Genomic DNA, 18,086 nt, shown 5'->3' on the forward strand with positions numbered 1-18,086 from the left:
CCATACTTTATAATCAGTTGATTAAATCTTTTGACCTTAGAGAATCTTTTTGGCGCTTGTCATTTACAAGGCCATCCCAAATCCCCCATAGGTACATAATCCCCAGGGCTCTATCATAAAGACCATACCCTGGTCTACATTGCTCATCGAAAATATGTCGTCCATGGTCCGGACGTACATAACCTGTAAACCCACTATCATGATAGGTTTTAACAATATTACAAATATCTACCGATCCATCGACTGCTCTATGCGATGTTTCTATAAAGTCACCATTTTCATAGACCTTTAAATTCCTGATATGAGCAAATGGTATTCTATCTGCAAATTCTCTTATTATTTCAGGGATGTTATTATCCGGATTTGCTCCGAGTGAACCACTACAAAGCGTAAGACCATTTGCAGGATTATCAACTAACTTTAAAAACCTTCTAATGTTTTCTTTTGATATAAGTAAGCGTGGTAACCCAAAGATTGGCCATGGTGGATCATCCGGATGAATAGCCATTTTAATATCATTTTGTTCAGCTATTGGGATAACCTGTTCCAGGAAATACTTCAGGTTGTCCCACAAATCCTCTGTCGTGACCCGACTGTATCTATCAAATAATTGTCGAAGTGATTTCAATCTTTCCGGTTCCCAACCAGGCATGGTAAAATTCGAATTGTTGCCTATTTTATCAACCAATTCTAGTGGATCCATGTTTTCAACTTTAGCCTTTTCGTAAAACATGGCAGTCGATCCATCCTCTAGTTGCTTAAATAGTTCTGTTCGAGTCCAATCGAAAACGGGCATGAAATTGTAGCAAATCACCTTTACGCCAGCCGCTGCTAAATTTTCTATTGTTTTTTTATAGTTTTCTATATATAAATCCCTAGTCGGCAAACCAAGCTTTATATCCTCATGAACATTGACACTTTCTACCACATCTATATGGAATCCATGGCGATCAGCTTGTGACTTTACAGCCTCTATTTGCTTTTTAGGCCATTCCTCGCCAGCCGGAATGTCATGTAAAGCCCATACAATTCCCTCAACACCAGGTATATGTTTAATGTGATTCAGTTTTACACTATCGTTTCCTTCTCCAAACCAACGAAATACCATTTTCATGTCATCTTCCACCAATCGGTCACAGTTATTAGGGCTGTATAGTTCATGTAGCGCTTGTTAGCCCGCTCAATGCAGTCAACATATTGTTCAATAAATGGTTCTATTTTTATCGTCTGAGATACTAGACTTTCGATAATAATATGTATTACTATCCCTCCATATTATTGAACCTGTATTAATCACATTATTACAATTTTTTAGTTTATACGTATAGAGCAACACTAGATTCATACATCAGCACTCTCCCGATATCTTTGAATATGCTCTTTAAAACTATTTGGTAACGATTACAAAATAAAGTATACAAAAAACTTACCCTTATTCATTAAGAAACTATTTAAAATATCCTGGATAAAGAATCTTCACTTCTCCCATTTCTATATTTACTAATTTCAAATGGGATTCCATAATCTCTTGCGCACGGTCTGGATCACCATTAGAAATATAATTAAAAATATCTTTATGTTGCGAAACAACAACTTTCCAGTCAGGGATTGACGCCAAGCGCAGCATACGAAGTCTGTCAAAGTGACTATTCATTTGCCTTACCATGTTCCATGTGCGTAATTTTTTACACCCATCAAATAATAGGCGATGAAACTCCTCATCCAGTTCAAACAGTCTGTGGTGGGAATCTTTCTCTAAACACAATTCTTGTAATGTAATATTAGTTTCCAGCTGGAATAATTGATCCTTGTTAAAGGTTTGACTGGCCTCTTTTACGATAGCCTTTTCAATACTCTCTCTAACAAAACGTCCTTCTTCTACAAGCTGCGGATCGATTTTTGTTATAATCGTTCCACTTTGGGGGTAGACACCTAATAACTCTTCATGTGCTAATTTCAAAAATGCCTCACGGACTGGAGTTCTACTAACTTGAAGTCTTTCAGAGACCTCTTTTTCAGAAATTTTTGTGCCAGGTTCTAAATCTAGATCAATGATCTGTTTTTTTATTGTGTGGTATACAAAGTCACGTGTTGATCCATTAATCCTTTTATCAGTAATTAACATATCCTTCACCTCATCGTTTTCATGAAATAACAATACTTGAACCAACAAACGCTAATATTAATTATACTAGTATGGTAGTTACAGTATATTGTTATTTTTCAAATAATTCAATAGTAAATTGAGATTATTTACAATTTTTTTATAATGACAAAAGCGCAAGCGCCGTTTAATGCCGTCTGACCTGGACGACGCCGTATGAGATTAGATTCACTTTGACTTATCGCGAGGAGGAGTCATGTTTATTGCGCCGAGTTTACGAGAAGCAGGAAGGCACTAGTACGTCCTGTACGTCGGACCTGGACGACGCCCTGCATGGGACCAAAATATTCAATGTCAACCTTTTAAACATTTTTTACTAATTGAAAAAGAAACAAGGACAAATTTTATCCTTGTTTCAAAATATCTTTTCTAGTCTGCAATCCATTAAAACTTGATTAAGTCATTAAAGTTATGTTGGTTAATACCAACGGGAAGTGGATACGGTTGTTCGCACTTACTCATTATTTCATAATGCCGATTTGAATCTGAAGCATCATGAAATCCGTGCATGATGTCTAATACATGAAAAGCGAGATCACCGTTTGCCCTAGGTGTTTCCTCTTTTAAGATAGCAGCAGCCATATCAGCAACACCTAATCCTCTACTGTTTTCACTGAAGCCATTTGTCAGGGGAATTTCACTCCAATTTTCATGATCATGTCTACGAACATATACCGGTCCACCAAAAGTATTAGGATCTGGAACACTCAAGCTTCCTTCGATTCCATGGATTTCTATATAAGGTAATTGGTGATGCCATGTGTCAAAACTAGTAATAATTGAGCCCACTGCACCATTTTCAAAATCGAGTACACCATTAATTTGTGTTGGTGTTTCCACCCGAATCTTTTCCCCATATTTTTCTTTACTAGTAATCATTCTTTCTGGAAATGCTATATTAGTTGAACCTGTTACTCGTTTAGCCGGTCCCAAAAGTGACACTAAAGCAGTCAGGTAGTAAGGGCCCATATCAAACATGGGTCCCCCACCTTTTTGATAAAAAAATCCAGGATCAGGATGCCAGCTTTCATGTCCATGATGCATCATGAACGCAGTTGCAGAAATAGGCTTTCCAATCCAACCATCATCAATTAACTTTCGACTTGTTTGTAGTCCAGCACCTAGAAAAGTATCTGGTGCATTCCCTACAAGTAATCCTTTTTCTTTTGCAACTTGTAACACTTGTTGCCCTTCTTCACGTGTTACAGCAAGAGGTTTTTCCCCGTACACATGTTTACCAACCTCCAATGCAGCGAGTGCTACCTTTGTATGTACAGCTGGAGGAGTTAAATTAATGACAAGATCAATATCTGGGTCAGCTAATAGTTCTTCTGTAGTATAAACGTTGGGTATATCAAATTCCTCAGCACGCTGTTTTGCCCGATCTATGTCAACATCGGCACAAGCAACAATATCATAGACATCAAATAGTTTTGACGTTTTGAAATAGATTCCACTTATATTCCCACAACCAACAATTCCTACATTTAATTTCTCCATTTGACATACCTCATATTTCTTATAGTTTAGTACGTATATTTTGCCGAAGTTTTTACCTAGTTGCCCAATTCATACCCTTACGCATAAGGGCGATAACTTCCGGCATGCGAACAATTTCTGCTACATGCCCTAAAGAATTATAATACACTTTACCCTGCCCCCATCGTTTCGTCCAAACAACCGGCATATCGACTTCACCGTTTGTCTGATAAGGACCATCAGCGACAGGAAACCGAGTAGTAGCATGGACCTTTACCGCTGGATCTATATGCATATAATATTGTTCAGACACTACAGTAAAATCTTCCATTCCTTCTGTGAGTGGATGGTCAGCGTCCAGAATATTGACAGTATAGGAAATACCATCATTACCTGGGTGCGCTACCCATTGTCCACCGATCATAAATTGATAGTCCGTTTCCATCCGGAAGGAATCTCCCATCCCTCCATGTAATCCAGCTAAACCTGTCCCGGCTTCGACTGCTTCCATTAAAGGAGTCAACTGTTCTTTGGTGATCTTATCCTGTGTCCAATTTGGAATAATTAGATCATAAGTTGTAAGATCATCTTCCTCCAAAGTACTTAGGCTGTCACTAATCTTTACATTGAAGCCCTCTTCTATTAATATACCGGCTAAAATATCTGCCACTTCCGCTGGTTCGTGCCCTTCCCAGCCACCTTGAAAAATTAAAGCTTTTTTCATAAACACTCACCTTATCTACAAGTTTCATTTCACTATCCAAACCATGATTATTAATGTTTAACAAAAAATCACTCTATTTCTTGATAATTGAAATACTCAAAGTCTGAATTCAACCGTTGTCCGCTTAAATCCTGTACACATATACCAACGAAGGTTCCAGTGAAGCGAATATAATCTGCATCGTCGTCAGAAAGATTGCTTATATCTATTTTGCCACCGATTTCCCGCCATTTGTTTCCATCAACTGAAAAGAAAAATTGGAGCCATTCATTATCAATTTTGGCTTTCAATTTAGTCGATGAATGACCCTCTATAGTAATATCTTCAGATAACAATTCATCGTATTTACCGTGCTTGGATTCAATAATCCCCAAACACTTACCGAGCTCTTCATGATGCGTGACTCTTAGATATACATAATCATCCGTATCATAGTAGACAATCAGACCTGCCATTTGTTGAAAATTCGTTGGTTCAAATTCTACAGCCGTTTCCACCTCCGCATGAAAACTCTCTAACCTTCTAGCTAAAAGACTTTGCCGATGATAAGAGTTCATCGATTCTCCACCCTTTAGCCTTAAGTATCCTTTACGTTCAGACAATGAAACCCAATCTTCAGTAAACGGTCGGCGTAATGAATTCCAGTACTTGTTTAGTTCTTCGCTTGTAAAATCATCGTAATTACTTTCCTTTTCAAAAGGATGTGGTTCGAGATCAGGAGCGGGGACGATTAGTTGTGGATGATTCCCACCTTCCACTCTTATCCAATCATCATCTGTCCAATAACACTTTTGGATAGCAGTTTCACGACCTAAAATACACTTCTTGTCCACCACTGGACGTCCACATAAGTGGGCTAAGTACCATTCACCATTTTGCGTTTCTACTAAACTACCATGACCCGCCTTTTGTAATTGGATAAAATCACTTTGATCCGAAGTTAAGATCGGATTAGTAGGATCCAATTCATACGGACCATCAAGTGACTTTGAACGCGCTACTGTTACAGCATGGGTGTACCATGTACCGCCCTCCGCTGTCACTAAATAATAGTAACCATTCCTTTTGTAAATATGTGGTGCCTCTGTTAAAGCTATTTCTGAACCTTTAAATATATTCTTTACTGGTCCGACCAGTTTTTTCTGTTCCACTGAATACTCCTGAAGTGCTATTCCAGCAAAGGAATTGGTCCCTTTTCGGTGATCCCAGATCATATTCAATAGCCATTTCGAACCATCATCTTCATGATAGAAGGAAGGATCAAAACCACTACTGTTTAAGTAGATAGGTTCTGACCAAGGACCATTAATATCCTCAGCGGTTATTAAATGATTATGGGTATCTTTAAATGCGCCTTGTCTACTTTTTACATCCGTGTAAATCAAATAAAATAACCCATCTGAATAAGTTAAGCATGGCGCCCATACACCACCTGAATTAATATTCCCAATCATATTCAACTGGGATAATTGTGTTAATGGATAGTTTAGTAGTCTCCAGTTAACTAAATCTTTTGAGTGATGAATCTGTACACCTGGAAACCATTCAAATGTCGAGGTAGCAATATAATAATCATCACCGACCCTTAAGAATGATGGATCGGGATGATATCCAGGTAATACAGGGTTTGTTATCTGCTTCATTCAAAATCCCACCTTAGTAAAAAAATGAGAGACTGCCTCAGTCGTATTAAAACATGAGACAGCCCCAAAAATACCTTCTTAACCCTTAATGAAAACCGTCTTCGTAGTAGTAAAAAACTCTTTTGCAGCTTGCCCTTGTTCTCTAGATTGTGAGCTGGAAGCTTTCATTCCTCCAAAAGGTGCCTGAAGCTCAACACCTGCTGTTTCAGAATTAATTCGAACAAGCCCTGCTTCAATATCATCAATAAACGTTAATATATAATCAATATTCTTTGTAAAAATGGATGCACTTAAGCCAAATTCAACATCATTAGCTAATTCAATTGCTTCCTTTACAGTTTCCACTTTCATCAATGCTAACACTGGTCCAAAAATTTCTTCTTGGGCAATTGTCATAGAAGAGCTAACTCCATCAAAAATGGTTGGATTAACGTAAAATCCATCTTTTAAATCAGTAGATTCTGGTGTATCACCACCAAGAATTAGTTCGGCACCTTCTTCGATACCTTTGGTAATGTAGCCACGTACAGTTTTATACTGACTTTCACTTGAACACGGGCCCATCCATGTAGTGCCGTCCAGCCCATTGCCTACTTTTATATCTTTCACTTTTTCTAAAAGCTTTTCTTTGAATTCCGCATAGATACTACTTTGAACGATTACTCGGCTACTGCATGTACATTTTTGTCCAGTAGATTTAAGTCCACCACTAATAGCTGCATCTACAGCAAGGTCGATGTCACAATCATCAGCAACAATGATTGGATTCTTCCCTCCCATTTCTAACTGGTATTTACCTCCGCGACCCGCAACAGTTTGTCCAATGTTGTTACCAACGTTGTTTGAACCCGTAAACGTTACTGCGTTTACATCTTTATGTTCAGCAAGACCTTGACCAATTACGGATCCTTTACCAGTGATTAAATTGATAACACCGTCTGGCAGTCCAGCTTGATCAAAACATTCCATTACTTTTGCCGCAGTAACTGCCGCCTCAGTAGCAGGTTTCAATATAACCGCATTTCCATAAATAAGGGCCGGTGCCATCTTCCAAATAGGAATCGCCACAGGAAAGTTCCAAGGCGTAATAACTCCAACAACTCCCAAAGGAACCCTTTTACTGTACATCAATGCCGAGCTATCAGAAGCAGGAATAACACCTCCTATTTCTCGCATTCCTTCACCTGCATAGTACCTTAGTATAGCGACACCACGACTTGTTTCCCCTTTAGCCTCTGCAAGTGTTTTACCCATTTCCCTCGTCAGTGTTTCTGCTATATCATTCAAGTTATCTTCTAAGATTTGAGCCATTTTAAATAAGTAGTTTCCGCGCTCAGTACCAGATAAGTTCTTCCACGTTTTTTGTCCTTTTTTCGCAACATCCACAACCTTGTCTAGATCCGCCTTGGTTGAGCTTTGCACACTACCAACCAGTTCATTTTTATTGGCCGGATTGTAACTTGGAACCACTTCACTTGACGATGACGCTTGCCAAACACCATTCACATAATTTAAATAAGTTTTTGTCTCTGCAATTGTAGACATATACATCCTCCTATAATTTTAAATTTGATAACGTAATATGAACACGTTTTCATTAAACCTTTACATTAACCTGAGATTTAACAGGATTAGTTAATACACCTATTCCTGGAATCTCAATTTCTATTAAATCATCTTCCTGTAAGGTAAAATCATCTCCTGGTACAATACACGTTCCTGTTAATAAAATCGTACCATCAAATAATTGGTTATCCCGAATCAAATAAGAAACAAGTTCATCATATTTTCTCTTCAGCAAGGAAGTATTAGCACTATCCTCAAATACTTTAACGCCTTCTCTGAAAATACGACAGGTAATTAATAGATTATAAGGATCAGTGACTGTTTCCGCCAAACGGATTGTAGGCCCTATTGCACAAGAGTGCCTCCAAATTTTGGCCTGTGGTAGATATAAAGGATTTTCTCCTTCAATATCACGGCTACTCATGTCATTTCCAATTGTGTATCCGACAATTTTACCATCCCGATTTAGTACTAAACCCAATTCGGGTTCGGGAATTTGCCAATTAGAATCGCTGCGAATGTAAACTGGAGTGTTGGGTCCTATTGTTCTTCGTTCCGTAGATTTCAAGAATAGTTCTGGCCTTTCTGCCTCATAAACCTTGTCGTAGTAAGAGTCTACTATTGCTTTAGCCTCATGATTTCTGGCATCCCTACTTTTAGAATAAGTGACGCCCGCAGCCCAAACCTCATAAGCATTAATTGGAAGTTGTAAAGATAAATCTTCTAATTTCTCATCCAATGGTAAGGAATCCTGAATGATTTCGTTAACGATCGTTAAACATGTTTCACCTTTATCATCTGCCCTCGCCATTAATTCAATAAAGTCGGCATATGGCAAAGCGTAAACCTTCGAATCATCCGTTACGGCCGCAAGCAAAACAGCACCCTTTTCCTTATATTTTATAATTCTCATTTAACCCCTCCGTTTTATATTATAAAACCACGTTCTGTAATATACATATTAGAAAACTTGTCATTCGCAAGCCTTTGTGGCGAATGTCATAGTTGCACTTATGCAGTTAGGAAAGTTTATACTTTCCTATCTGTTAAAAATTTAATCAGCTAGATGGAATGAATGGATGATTTATACCCTAATTGATGCGAAACAGTTAATGCTGATTCCTTTAATAAATCAATTGTGGTCTTTTTATATTCTTTTGTAACATTGGATATTGTAGTTGATATACTAATTGCCGCTACTGCCGAGCCCCGATAATCAAAGATTGGAACAGCAATACAGTACACACCAGGCTCATTTTCCTCGTTGTCCATAGCATAACCAGCTTCATTTGCTACTTGTAATTCTTTTATGTACATCTCTTTTGAAGTAATTGTGTGTTTGGTTTGTTTATAAAACTCATAATCAGTTAAAATATCATCTATTTCCACTTCACTTTTGAAAGCGGTTAATATTTTTCCAACAGCACTTGAATGGATAGGGACCCTTCTACCAATACGTGAAAAAACAATGGAGGTAGCACCTTCTACCTTATCAATATATACACCTGATTGACCATCCAGGATAACTAGATGCACCGTCTGACCGGTAACGTCTGATAATTCCGTTAAGGCATGTTTAGCAATTTTGCGAATATCAAGGCTGCTAAGCACATAATTACCTCGTTCAATTAGTTTTAACCCGAGGCTATACTTACCCGTTTCCATGTCTTGCTTTATATAATCGTGCATTTTCAGGGTTTTTAGAAGTGTGTGTGTTGTACTCTTATTCAACCCCATTTTAGTACTTATTTCTGATATTTTAAGCTCCGTTTGTCTTTCATCAAATAAATCTAACATACGCAGTGCTCTATCTAAAGATTGGATAATTGGCATAATAAATCTCCCTCTGATGTTGTAAAAATATAAGCCTGTTCACTTATTATATCAAATCCCCTTTCCCGTTATTTGGTTTTTTAAAATATTCATATAATTATATATAGTATAATACACTACCTTTAATTTGTCTTCAAGAAATATTATATGAAGTGACAGGCACCCTAAACAAAACAAGGAATTGACGGTCACTCCGCCAATTCCTTGTTCGCTTTTTATATTTCTTATCACAAGACCTATTATTCGACAACATTCACCAAATAACAGGAAGTGACAGGCACTTCAATTAACATTATATTTTTTCTCATTTGATTTTGAATTAGATTGTGTCAATAGGGTTTCTAATTCCTCTAGTGATCTTCCCTTTGTCTCAGGTACGAATTTCCATACAAATATAGCTGAAAGAAGACTCATAACGCCATAGAAGGAATAAGTTAAGCCACCACTAAATTCCATCATAGCTGGATATGTTGAGGATACAAAATAGTTAGCTCCCCATTGTGCAGCTACAGCAATCGCCACAGCCTGCCCTCTGATTTTATTTGGGAAGATCTCTGATATAAGTACCCATACCACTGGACCCCAAGACATCATAAAAGATGCTGTATAAATAATTATAAAAACTAATGTAGTAATTCCAATAATATCGAAAAAAGCGAGTCCCGCTACCCCGAACATACCCATCATCATACCGATGGAACCAATGATTAATAAAGGTTTTCGACCAAATTTATCTACAGTTAAAATGGCTATTATCGTGAAAACAACATTAACTAACCCCATAATAATTGTTTGAAACATGGATGCATCTTTTGCAGCACCCATACTTTCAAATATACGTGGAGCATAATAAAGCGCAACATTAATTCCAACAAATTGTTGGAATACAGATAATAGAACACCAATAACGATGATGGTCTTCCCATACGAGAACAGTTTTCCTTTACTTACATTAAAGGACTTCTTAATTTCAAACATTGTTGCTTTGGCCATCTTTTGATCATATATTTTAGAAAGTATAACCATTGCCTTCTCATTTTGATTTTTTGATACAAGATACCTAGGCGTTTCCGGAACAGCAAATAGAAAAACTAAAAACAGAACAGCTGGAATCGCCTCTGACAAGAACATATAACGCCAGCCCACATCATTAATCCATTCCACTGATTGACCTTTCGAGATTCCCCAGTTAACAAAATAAACGACCAGCATTCCAAAAATAATCGCAAATTGATTTAATGAAACCAATCGACCTCTGAGATGCGAAGGTGCGATTTCACCGATATACATTGGCACTACAGCTGAGGCTAAACCTACTCCGATACCCCCGATTATACGGTAGATATTAAAGGTAATTAGTAGCGCTATTGTTGGATCTCCTTTAGTGAAAAATAAAAATTCAGGATACGCAGAACCAAGAGCCGATAACAAAAATAGAAATGCCGCTATTAATAGCGAATACTTCCGACCAAAGGTAGTTGAAAAATATCCAGACATAATACCGCCTATAATACAACCAATTAAAGCACTAGAAACCGTAATTCCATGCACGAGTGAACTAAGGCCTAAACTATCTGTAAAGTAAACTTGCAAAGCGCCTTCCGCTCCAGATATGACAGCTGTATCATAGCCAAATAAAAGACCTCCTAAAGTTGCGACCAAAGTGATTAACACGATATAAAAGCTTTTATTTTTTTCCATCTCTATCAGAGAGAGAAAATAATCCCTCTCCTTTTCACCTCCTATAATGAAACCGCTTTCTGCTATTTTCTATAAATTATTGTAACAGCCTAAACTTAGTTTGTACAGTGGATGAACTAAGATAATTGATATAGTAATTGAATATCTTAGATTCAATAACCCTTCCTTCAACCTCTCGATTCTTAACCTCATCAATTTAGAAAAGCGCCTTTCTCCCTACAAAAGACGTTCACAAGATTATATAGATGGAACAAGGGCAACAAAAAATACTAATGATAAATCCATTCAAAACAAGCGACCGACACTCCAAAACAAAAAAGACCCACACATCACCAAATTGGTCTGCATAGGCCTCTTATATTCGTTATTCTTTTAATTTCACAGAATCCCGCTCAACAAGTTCTGTCGAAAGCTTATAACTATGATTTACTTTTTCACCTGATAATAATTGAAAAATTAAATGTACAGATAACGCCCCGGCTTCATATTTAGGCTGTTTCATAGTGGTCAATGGTGGGGTTATATATTCGGCTAGCTGAATATCATCAAAGCCTATTACGGAAATGTCCTCAGGAATCTTTATCCCATTTTCCCTAAAAGCTTGTATGCCCCCGATTGCCATTTCATCATTCGCGTAAAAAACCGCTTCAGGTAATTCATTTTGAGCTATCAACATTTTTGTTGCTCTGTATCCACCTTCACGTGTGAAATCACCAGACAATCTCCACTTTGATTGATATGTTAGCCCATTATCTTTTAATGCCCTTGAAAATCCTTCAAATCGCAGTTCATTATCATGCGAGTTATAAGGGCCATTTATATACGCAATTTGTTTATGACCCTTTTTGATTAAATGTTCAGTTGCAGCGTAACCACCATCCACATTATCTACTTCAACATGAACGACAAATTCATTTTTTAGTTTTCTATCCAATACAACAAGTGGAAATCCTTCCCTTGCTGATTCCAAGGTTAGTTCATCGCTAATATTGTGGGCTAGAATAATGACCCCGTCCACTCGTTTTTCTTTTAAAAATTTAACAGCTGTAGATTGTGATCCTCCAATTGAACTGCAAGCAATCAGATCATATCCATTTGTTGTGGCAACATCCTGAACACCTTTGATTAATTCTGAATAATAGGGTCCGGATAAATCACTCAGAATTAAAGCAATTGTATTTGTCTTTGTTCTTTTTAAGTCTGATGCAAAGCCATTTTTTTGATAGTTTAACTCCTTGGCAGCATTCTCCACCTTTTTTCTAGTAGATTGGCTAACTTTAGTACTGTTATTTAATGCGTATGAAGCTGTCGATATCGCTACTCCTGCGAGCTTTGCCACATCTTTAATTGTTGCCATTTTTACTTCCTCCATAAAATTCCTTTAAAAAACCTATTTTAATAGTACCTTTATTTCTAACAATTAGTTCATTACTTAATACCGGACATAGTGAATCCTTCGACAATATACTTTTGAAAGAAAGAAAATATTATCATGATCGGTATAACCATAAATGCCGCTCCAGCCATTTGTAATGCAAAGTTATTTGCATATTGACCTTGAAGCAGTGACAGTCCTACAGATAACGTGTACAGGCTCTCATCATTTGCGATAATTAGCGGCCACAGGAAGCTGTTCCATGCGGCAATAAAAGTTAAAATTCCCTGTACAGCAAATATCGGTTTAGCGATCGGAATTATTAACCGGAAAAAAATATAAAATTCTCCTGCTCCATCTAAACGGGCAGCTTCGATTAAATCAGTTGGAATGGTAGTCATAAATTGTCTGAACAAAAAGATGCTAAAAGCAACTGCCAAGCCTGGTAATATAATTCCAGTCATCGTGTTTGTCAGACCCATTTCATTAAGTAATAAATAAACAGGGATCATCGTAACTTGTCCAGGAATCATCATTGTTGCTAAAACAACATAGAATATTTTCTCCCTGCCTTTAAATTCGAATTTCGCAAACCCATATCCGGCCATGGCGTTAAATAGTAATCCTATGAACGAAAAGAATACAATAATTAATGTATTTCTTAAGTATACAAGGAAATTTAACTCAGTGAACAGTTTAATAAAGTTTTCTAATGTTGGATTTTCCGGAATCAACGTTGGTACAAGCTGCAGTACTTCACTTTCAGGCTTAAACGCACTGGAAATCATCCACAAAAAGGGGATCGAAACCAAGACTCCGCCAAGCACCATAATAGTTGTTACAATCCGCATTTCGGTTTTACTTTTTTTCATAGCTGTAGCCATTAGATTCACCCTTCCTTAATACTCTGTATCAGATTTTCTAGCTTTAAACTGAACTAACGTCACAATAATAATCATGATAAACAATATAAATGATGCAGCGGCTGCGTAGCCAAATTCACTAAACTGAAAACCTTCCTGATAAATAAATAATGCAACTGAAACCGTTCCGTCTAACGGACCGCCTTGCGTCATAACATAAGGCTCTTCGAAGAACTGCATCCATCCGATCAGTGTCGTTACCGTAACAAAGAACGTTGCGTATCGTAGCAGTGGCAATGTCACATGGAAAAGTGTTTTTATTCGACTTGCCCCATCCATTTCTGCAGCTTCATAATATGATCTCGGAATTCCTTGCAGAGCAGCAAGGAAAATAATCATGTTAATCCCGATTCCCTTCCAGACTGCCAAAATAATTAACGAAATTTTGGCTATCAATGGATCCTGCAGCCATGGAACTTCATCTATATTTACAAGCGATAAAACATAGTTGATTAATCCATAATCTGTATTGTACAGATATCCCCAAATTACTGCTACAGCAATGATATTGGTGATCGAAGGCATGTAGTATACAGACCTGAAAAAGGAGAACAGTTTATTGCTGCCATAATTCAACAATAAAGCGATGCCTAATGAGAAGAAAATAACGAGAGGCACACCTATAATGACATAAAAGGCAGTATTATAGACAGACTTTAAAAAAGTATCATCTTTAAAAAGTTCTATATAATTTTCCATACCTATAAAGCTAATATTCGACCAATCAGCCAACCCTTTTAGATTAAGATCCGTAAAGCTAATTACAAATGCAATCAGTATTGGGATAATACTAAAGATCATCAGCAATATTACTGCAGGTGCAATAAACATATATGGTTGTTTATTTTGAAATTTACTTTTAATTGAATCCAACATTTTTAACCCACCTATCAATACTGCTCGCGATATATATGAAAAGAAATATGGAGCATAAGCAACTGCTCATTGACTCCATATTTTTTCCATTATATATCAACAGCCTGCTTTGTTTTATTCTTCTTCCAGTAATTCCTGAGCCTTTTTGTTAAACTTTTTCATTTCTTCCTCTAGATCTGCTCCACCTGCATTAATACGTTCAAGTGAACTCAACAGTTCCTGAGCAATTCGTTCAAATTCTGGTATTTGAAGTCCTGCTTTTGCATCCTTCAATTGTTCCCCGAACACTTGATAGTTAGGATCCTCTTTTAGTACCGGATCTTCCCAAGCTTCCGTTCTTGCTGGTAGTGTGTTGGAAACTTTTAACCACTCAAGCTGTGTTTCCACTTCGTTCATATAAGAAATAAACTTCAATGCGTTATCTACATTTTCAGATGTATGGAAGACAGATAAAACGGATCCACCCATACTGGATGTTCTTGATTCTTTTTTAGGCATAACTGCTGTCGCCCATTTCCCTTCAAGATCAGGCGCCTGGTCCTTCATAATATTGATCATCCAAGGACCACTGAAGAACATCGGTTTAGATCCATTGCTGAACGCTTGTACAATATCTCCACCTTGTTGTGTTTGACTGTAACCCTTTTCAAAATAGCTATGATAATACTCCATTGCTTCAATAAATTCAGGTGAATCAAAATTCAAATCTTTATTTTCCAAATCTGCTTCATATCCATTTTGCCAAGCAAAAATGAATGGTGTAATCTGATCTTTTTGATCGATATCAATTCCAAATTGGTCTTCTCCACGTGCTGAAAGCGTTGCAGCAGCGTCTTTCAATTCTTCCCATGTTTGTGGAGCTTCATCATATCCAGCTTCTTTTAAAATATCTGTACGATAGTATAAAACGCGTGTATCAACATACCAAGGTATACCTACAATTTTATCTCCACGTTTCATTACAGCTTTTGAACCATCAAAATAATTCTCAGGTGCAAATTCCGGGTAGTCATCCATATATTCGGATAAATCCTTTAATGCGCCTGCCTCAGCAAACTCTGCTACCCATGTTGTACCCAGTTGAAGTACATCAGGTCCATTTCCGGAAGCAACTGCCGTTAATAGCTTATCGTGTGCATTACCCCAAGGGATAGCTTGTACTTCTACTTTAAGACCTTCATTTTCTTCTTCAAATTTCTTGGTAAGCTCTTCAAGTTTCTTACCTTCCTCACCCATTGCCCATACTTCAATTGTATCACTGCCGCCTTCAGAGCTATCATCAGAACAAGCACTTAAAAAGGCAAAAGCAGCCATAATTGAAAACAAAATTATTAATTTGGATTTCTTCAAAGCAAAACACCCCTTAAATTTATTTGTGAACATCTATTGAAACGTTTCGATATATTGATTATAATCAATACTGAATCCGCTTTCAATAGTTTTAGTAAAATTTTATTATTTTTATTCAAATTTTTACAACAAATAAGCTATAAACACTTGTATAATGGGATAAATTAAGATTAAAATAATTTGACCGCAAGATGAAAAGACCTTATAATTCCACTATACAATTTATCGAAACGTTTCATTTAACTACTTATAGACACGGAGGAGTAACTATGAATAATAAACAATTAGTTTCACTCATGGACCAAATGACTTTAGATGAAAAAATAGGTCAGCTAATGCAGTTAGCAACACCTTTTTACAAAGGATCTGCTAACCAAGGACAAATTACAGGTCCGATGGTAGGCATGGGAATTAACGATGATGTTGTTCGCAACAGTGGTTCCGTGCTCGGAGCATCGGGTGCTAACGAAGTAATCAGCATTCAACAAGCACACATAAGTGAAAATCGTTTAGGTATCCCTTTATTAGTAATGTCCGATATTGTTCATGGCTACAAAACTATTTTTCCTGTTCCTTTAGCGATTGGTTGTTCATGGGATCTGGAATTAGCAGAAAAAAGCGCAGAAATCGCTGCAAAAGAAGCGGCAGTATCTGGCGTACATGTCACTTTTGCCCCTATGGTTGACTTAGTTCGAGACCCTCGCTGGGGCAGGGTAATGGAGTCTACTGGTGAAGATTCATATCTAAATAGTCAATTTGCTAAAGCCCAGGTTCGTGGTTTCCAAGGTTCAGATTTAACAAATGACTATGACCGTGTTGCTTCATGCGTTAAGCACTTTGCTGCATATGGTGCTCCAGAAGGCGGGCGTGATTATAATACTGTCAACATGTCAGAACGCGAACTACGTGATTCCTATTTACCAGCTTATAAGGCAGCACTTGATGCTGGCAGTGAAATGGTTATGACTGCGTTTAACACAGTAGACGGAATACCCGCAACCGGAAACAAACAATTAATGCGTGACCTACTTCGCGATGAATGGAACTTTGATGGCGTCATTATTTCCGATTGGGGAGCAGTCAAGGAGTTAATCCCACACGGAGTTGCAGAAAACGAAAAAGAAGCAGCATTAAAAGCTTTAACAGCTGGTGTCGATATCGAAATGATGACTGCATGCTACGTGAAAAATTTAAAAGAATTAGTGGATAATGGCGATATCGAAGAAGAATTACTTAATGAATCGGTATTACGCATATTGCAACTAAAACAAAAACTTGGTTTATTTGATAATCCATACCGTGGAGCAAATGAACAGCTTGAAAAAGATATAGTAATGAGTGAAGCACATAGACAAGTCTCACGCGAACTAGCATCAAAATCCGCTGTATTATTGAAAAATGATGATGTTCTACCATTACAAAAAGAACAAAAGGTTGCTTTAATCGGTCCTTTCGCTGATAACAACGACATTCTTGGGCCATGGTCATGGTTAGGTTCAAAGGACGAAGCAATTACAATGAATGAAGGTCTGAAAATGAAAGTGAATGCCTCCAACTTTACCGTTTCCAAAGGCTGTGATATTGAAACGAGTGATGACAGGCAGCTAACTGAAGCGCTACAAGTAGCAAAGGATGCTGATGTTGTTGTTCTAGCCCTTGGAGAAGATTCCGAAATGAGCGGTGAAGCTGGATCCTTAACAGATATTAGGCTACCACAAGTCCAACTCGATTTAATACGAAAAGTGAAAGAACTGGATAAACCAATGGTGTCGGTGCTATTTAATGGACGTCCTTTAGATTTGCACGGGGTAATGGAACATTCAAATGCGGTATTAGAGGCTTGGTATCCAGGAACAGAAGGTGGTGCAGCAATTGCTGACTTAATTTTCGGTGACGCTAACCCATCAGGAAAACTAACCATGTCATTCCCTTACTCTGTCGGACAGGTACCTGTTTACTATAACAATTTCAATACCGGGCGACCAAAAGGTGCACCAGATGCCCAAGAACGATATGTATCACAGTATTTGGATAGCCCGAATGAACCACTATTTCCATTTGGATACGGCTTAAGCTATACAACCTTCACCTACAATAACGCGAGACTTTCAGCAGCAGAAATGACTGCTGACAGACCGATAACAATGAAGGTATCTGTTAAAAACACAGGTAATACAGCTGGAGAAGAAACAGTACAACTCTATATTCGGGATCTTGTAGGGGAAGTCGTACGGCCATTAAAGGAACTAAAAGGATTCGTAAAAATTCACTTACAGCCCGAAGAAGAAAAAGAAGTAACGTTTACTATTTCAGAAGAAGAGCTACGTTATCATCACGCAAACCTTGAATTTTCAAGTGATCCAGGTAAGTTTATTGCTTATATTGGATCTAATAGCCGGGATGTCCAAGCTATTCCTTTCGAATTATTAAAATAAGCACCTAAAGGAGAATG

14 protein-coding genes are annotated in these 18,086 nt (G+C 37.5%); 1 reads left to right on the forward strand and 13 read right to left on the reverse strand.

What is annotated here, in order from left to right; genetic code table 11:
• Positions 1–13: 13 nt before the first annotated feature.
• From uxuA to LG329_RS07180, 13 genes are all read right to left on the reverse strand, one after another.
• Positions 14–1,114 (reverse strand): mannonate dehydratase, encoded by a 1,101-nt coding sequence (gene uxuA, locus LG329_RS07120; RefSeq protein ID WP_404455208.1) that lies wholly within the window; start codon positions 1,112–1,114, stop codon positions 14–16.
• A 333-nt stretch (positions 1,115–1,447) separates the two neighbouring features.
• The gene (locus tag LG329_RS07125; RefSeq protein WP_404455211.1) at positions 1,448–2,125 is read right to left on the reverse strand and encodes a GntR family transcriptional regulator; all 678 of its coding nucleotides are present in this window, start codon (positions 2,123–2,125) and stop codon (positions 1,448–1,450) included.
• Between the two features lie 423 nt (positions 2,126–2,548).
• Entirely contained in the window at positions 2,549–3,664 is a 1,116-nt protein-coding gene (locus LG329_RS07130; RefSeq protein ID WP_404455214.1) for a Gfo/Idh/MocA family protein, read from the reverse strand.
• Positions 3,665–3,716: 52 nt separating this feature from the next.
• Complete coding sequence (locus tag LG329_RS07135; protein ID WP_404455216.1) at positions 3,717–4,367, reverse strand: ThuA domain-containing protein; 651 nt, start codon at positions 4,365–4,367, stop codon at positions 3,717–3,719.
• A gap of 68 nt (positions 4,368–4,435) precedes the next feature.
• The gene (locus LG329_RS07140) at positions 4,436–6,010 is read right to left on the reverse strand and encodes a glycoside hydrolase family 43 protein (protein ID WP_404455219.1); all 1,575 of its coding nucleotides are present in this window, start codon (positions 6,008–6,010) and stop codon (positions 4,436–4,438) included.
• Between the two features lie 78 nt (positions 6,011–6,088).
• A complete protein-coding gene (gene gucD, locus LG329_RS07145; protein WP_404455222.1) occupies positions 6,089–7,555 on the reverse strand; it encodes an alpha-ketoglutaric semialdehyde dehydrogenase GucD in 1,467 nt (488 codons plus the stop codon).
• 52 nt (positions 7,556–7,607) lie between these two features.
• The gene (locus LG329_RS07150) at positions 7,608–8,489 is read right to left on the reverse strand and encodes a fumarylacetoacetate hydrolase family protein (protein ID WP_404455224.1); all 882 of its coding nucleotides are present in this window, start codon (positions 8,487–8,489) and stop codon (positions 7,608–7,610) included.
• A gap of 149 nt (positions 8,490–8,638) precedes the next feature.
• The gene (locus LG329_RS07155) at positions 8,639–9,409 is read right to left on the reverse strand and encodes an IclR family transcriptional regulator (protein WP_404455227.1); all 771 of its coding nucleotides are present in this window, start codon (positions 9,407–9,409) and stop codon (positions 8,639–8,641) included.
• Between the two features lie 282 nt (positions 9,410–9,691).
• Positions 9,692–11,110, reverse strand: a complete 1,419-nt coding sequence (xylE, locus tag LG329_RS07160; protein WP_404455229.1) for a D-xylose transporter XylE — start codon at positions 11,108–11,110, stop codon at positions 9,692–9,694.
• A 364-nt stretch (positions 11,111–11,474) separates the two neighbouring features.
• Positions 11,475–12,467: a LacI family DNA-binding transcriptional regulator gene (locus LG329_RS07165; protein ID WP_404455232.1), complete on the reverse strand. Its 993-nt coding sequence runs from the start codon at positions 12,465–12,467 to the stop codon at positions 11,475–11,477.
• Positions 12,468–12,538: 71 nt separating this feature from the next.
• Positions 12,539–13,336, reverse strand: coding sequence for a carbohydrate ABC transporter permease (locus LG329_RS07170; RefSeq protein WP_404456469.1), 798 nt, complete (start codon positions 13,334–13,336; stop codon positions 12,539–12,541).
• Positions 13,337–13,384: 48 nt separating this feature from the next.
• Entirely contained in the window at positions 13,385–14,284 is a 900-nt protein-coding gene (locus LG329_RS07175; RefSeq protein ID WP_404455235.1) for a carbohydrate ABC transporter permease, read from the reverse strand.
• Between the two features lie 114 nt (positions 14,285–14,398).
• Complete coding sequence (locus tag LG329_RS07180; protein ID WP_404455238.1) at positions 14,399–15,634, reverse strand: sugar ABC transporter substrate-binding protein; 1,236 nt, start codon at positions 15,632–15,634, stop codon at positions 14,399–14,401.
• 269 nt (positions 15,635–15,903) lie between these two features.
• Between LG329_RS07180 and bglX the strand changes: the two genes are divergently transcribed.
• Positions 15,904–18,069, forward strand: a complete 2,166-nt coding sequence (gene bglX / locus LG329_RS07185; protein ID WP_404455241.1) for a beta-glucosidase BglX — start codon at positions 15,904–15,906, stop codon at positions 18,067–18,069.
• Positions 18,070–18,086 lie beyond the last annotated feature (17 nt).

Origin of the sequence: Virgibacillus necropolis (assembly GCF_044793635.1) — a bacterium.
In the GTDB taxonomy this organism is placed as follows: Bacteria; Bacillota; Bacilli; order Bacillales; family Amphibacillaceae; genus Virgibacillus_F; species Virgibacillus_F necropolis_A.

Excerpts from the sequence above, each read along its gene's own strand:
- LG329_RS07155 (WP_404455227.1), bottom strand. The coding sequence starts at position 9,409 with ATGCCAATTATCCAATCTTTAGATAGAGCACTGCGTATGTTAGATTTA.
- LG329_RS07170 (WP_404456469.1), bottom strand. The coding sequence starts at position 13,336 with ATGCGGATTGTAACAACTATTATGGTGCTTGGCGGAGTCTTGGTTTCG.
- LG329_RS07140 (WP_404455219.1), bottom strand. The coding sequence starts at position 6,010 with ATGAAGCAGATAACAAACCCTGTATTACCTGGATATCATCCCGATCCA.
- LG329_RS07135 (WP_404455216.1), bottom strand. The coding sequence starts at position 4,367 with ATGAAAAAAGCTTTAATTTTTCAAGGTGGCTGGGAAGGGCACGAACCA.
- bglX (WP_404455241.1), top strand. The coding sequence starts at position 15,904 with ATGAATAATAAACAATTAGTTTCACTCATGGACCAAATGACTTTAGAT.
- gucD (WP_404455222.1), bottom strand. The coding sequence starts at position 7,555 with ATGTCTACAATTGCAGAGACAAAAACTTATTTAAATTATGTGAATGGT.
- LG329_RS07175 (WP_404455235.1), bottom strand. The coding sequence starts at position 14,284 with ATGTTGGATTCAATTAAAAGTAAATTTCAAAATAAACAACCATATATG.
- LG329_RS07125 (WP_404455211.1), bottom strand. The coding sequence starts at position 2,125 with ATGTTAATTACTGATAAAAGGATTAATGGATCAACACGTGACTTTGTA.
- LG329_RS07150 (WP_404455224.1), bottom strand. The coding sequence starts at position 8,489 with ATGAGAATTATAAAATATAAGGAAAAGGGTGCTGTTTTGCTTGCGGCC.
- LG329_RS07130 (WP_404455214.1), bottom strand. The coding sequence starts at position 3,664 with ATGGAGAAATTAAATGTAGGAATTGTTGGTTGTGGGAATATAAGTGGA.
- uxuA (WP_404455208.1), bottom strand. The coding sequence starts at position 1,114 with ATGAAAATGGTATTTCGTTGGTTTGGAGAAGGAAACGATAGTGTAAAA.
- xylE (WP_404455229.1), bottom strand. The coding sequence starts at position 11,110 with ATGGAAAAAAATAAAAGCTTTTATATCGTGTTAATCACTTTGGTCGCA.
- LG329_RS07165 (WP_404455232.1), bottom strand. The coding sequence starts at position 12,467 with ATGGCAACAATTAAAGATGTGGCAAAGCTCGCAGGAGTAGCGATATCG.